Consider the following 2,269-nt stretch of genomic DNA (forward strand, 5'->3'; position numbering starts at 1 on the left):
CGCCAACTGCCCGGACCGCGAAATCCGCCGCGAGTGGATTCAGCGCCTGCTCGACCACGACGGCGCCCCCGGCGAAGACGGCGGCATCGAAGCCTGGTTGCGGCTGGGCCAGGCGGTCGGTCTCGACCCGGATCAACTGCGTTCACAGGAGCTGGTGCTGCCCGGCGTGCGTTTCGCCGTGGATGCCTATGTCAACTTCGCCCGCCGCGCCAGTTGGCAGGAAGCCGCCAGCAGCTCGCTGACCGAACTGTTCGCGCCGCAGATCCATCAGTCGCGCCTGGACAGCTGGCCGCAGCATTACCCGTGGATCGACCCAACCGGCTACGAATATTTCCGCACCCGTCTGGGCCAGGCGCGTCGCGACGTGGAACACGGTTTGGCGATCACCTTGCAGCACTACACGACGCGGGCGGGCCAGGAGCGCATGCTGGAGATTCTCCAGTTCAAACTGGACATTCTTTGGAGCATGCTCGATGCCATGAGCATGGCCTACGAACTGAATCGCCCGCCGTATCACAGCGTGACCGCACAACGGGTCTGGCACAAAGGAATCAGCTTATGAGTTTCGACCGCCGCCAGACCCCGCGCTGGCGTCCCGGCTACCGCTTCCAGTACGAACCGGCGCAGAAAGGCCACGTGCTGCTGTACCCGGAAGGCATGATCAAGCTCAACGAAAGCGCCGCGTTGATCGGCGGCCTGATCGATGGCCAGCGGGATGTCGCGGCGATCATCGCCGCGCTCGACCGGCAGTTTCCCGGCGTGCCCGAGCTCGGGGACGACATCGAGCAATTCATGGAGGTGGCCCGTGCGCAGCACTGGATCGAACTGGCCTGATTCGTCGGTGCAAGTACCGCCCACACCGGACATCGGCCTGCCGCTGTGGCTGCTCGCCGAGCTGACCTATCGCTGCCCGCTGCAATGCCCGTACTGCTCCAACCCGCTGGACTTCGCCGGGCAAGGCCAGGAGCTGAGCACCGAGCAGTGGCTCAAGGTGTTTCGCGAAGCGCGGGACATGGGCGCCGCGCAACTGGGCTTTTCCGGTGGTGAACCGCTGGTGCGCCAGGACCTCGCCGAGCTGATCGCCGAGGCGCGCCAGTTGGGTTTCTACACCAACCTGATCACCTCCGGCATCGGCCTGACCGAGCAGAAAATCAGCGACTTCAAGCAGGCCGGCCTCGATCACATCCAGATCAGTTTCCAGGCCAGCGACGAACAGGTGAACAACCTCCTGGCCGGCTCGAAAAAGGCCTTCGCACAGAAGCTGGCCATGGCCCGTGCGGTGAAGGCCCATGGCTATCCAATGGTGCTGAATTTCGTCACCCATCGGCACAACATCGACCAGATCGACCGCATCATCGAGCTGTGCCTTGCCCTGGAGGCGGACTTCGTCGAACTCGCCACCTGCCAGTTCTACGGTTGGGCGCAGCTCAATCGGGTCGGGCTGTTGCCGACCCGCGAGCAACTGGTGCGCGCCGAGCGCATCACCAACGAATACCGCGCCAAACTGGAAGCCGCCGGGCATCCGTGCAAGTTGATTTTCGTCACCCCGGACTATTATGAAGAACGCCCCAAAGCCTGCATGAACGGCTGGGGCAGTATTTTTCTGACGGTCACGCCGGACGGTACCGCGCTCCCCTGTCACGGCGCCCGACAGCTGCCAGTGCAGTTTCCCAACGTGCGCGACCACAGCCTGCAGCACATCTGGTACGACTCGTTCGGCTTCAACCGTTTTCGCGGTTACGCCTGGATGCCCGAACCGTGCCGCTCCTGCGACGAGAAGGAAAAAGACTTCGGCGGCTGCCGCTGCCAGGCGTTCATGCTCACGGGTGACGCCAGCAACGCCGACCCGGTGTGCAGCAAGTCGCCCCAACACGGCGTGATCCTCAAGGCTCGCGAAGAGGCTGAGCACGCGACCCAGACCATCGACCAACTGGCCTTTCGCAATGAACGAAACTCACGCCTCATCGCCAAAAGCTGAACCTTTCAGCGCTGCCAAAGCCGTTGCGGCATAGCGAAAAAAGGCAGGAAAAAAGGGGACGGATCTATTTTCTGTCCTTGTCTTTGCAGTAGGCGAATGATCGGAACGCGCTGCTCGGTATTTCCAACAGCGTGATGCTGGCGGAGATCACAGCGAATCGGGTGCTGGATCAGGTCGATCCGCCCTGAAGGTTCTGAACCCGAACCTGTAGGAACGAGCCCGCTCGCGCAAAACGTCAGGACAACGCGGGTTATCCAGACAGCCCGCGTAATCGTTGAAGTCAATCGCGAG

General features: G+C 62.5%; 3 protein-coding genes and 1 pseudogene. All 4 read left to right on the forward strand.

Features of this window, described 5'->3' with window-relative positions:
• On the forward strand, nt 1-562 hold a 562-nt coding region (pqqC, locus tag GPL81_RS30840; protein WP_160109860.1), incomplete at its 5' end, for a pyrroloquinoline-quinone synthase PqqC.
• Nucleotides 559-834, forward strand: a complete 276-nt coding sequence (pqqD, locus tag GPL81_RS30845; protein ID WP_160109629.1) for a pyrroloquinoline quinone biosynthesis peptide chaperone PqqD — start codon at nt 559-561, stop codon at nt 832-834. The genes pqqC and pqqD, both read left to right, overlap by 4 nt.
• Nucleotides 806-1,978 (forward strand): pyrroloquinoline quinone biosynthesis protein PqqE, encoded by a 1,173-nt coding sequence (gene pqqE, locus GPL81_RS30850; protein ID WP_160109861.1) that lies wholly within the window; start codon nt 806-808, stop codon nt 1,976-1,978. The genes pqqD and pqqE overlap by 29 nt, the downstream gene beginning before the upstream one ends.
• Before the next feature lie 101 nt (nt 1,979-2,079).
• Nucleotides 2,080-2,166: pseudogene (locus GPL81_RS32140) on the forward strand (DUF6124 family protein); the annotation flags it as partial.
• Nucleotides 2,167-2,269: the final 103 nt, after the last annotated feature.

It is taken from the genome of Pseudomonas izuensis (genome assembly GCF_009861505.1).
Classification (GTDB): Bacteria; Pseudomonadota; Gammaproteobacteria; order Pseudomonadales; family Pseudomonadaceae; genus Aquipseudomonas; species Aquipseudomonas izuensis.

Excerpts from the sequence above, each read along its gene's own strand:
- pqqD (WP_160109629.1), top strand. The coding sequence starts at position 559 with ATGAGTTTCGACCGCCGCCAGACCCCGCGCTGGCGTCCCGGCTACCGC.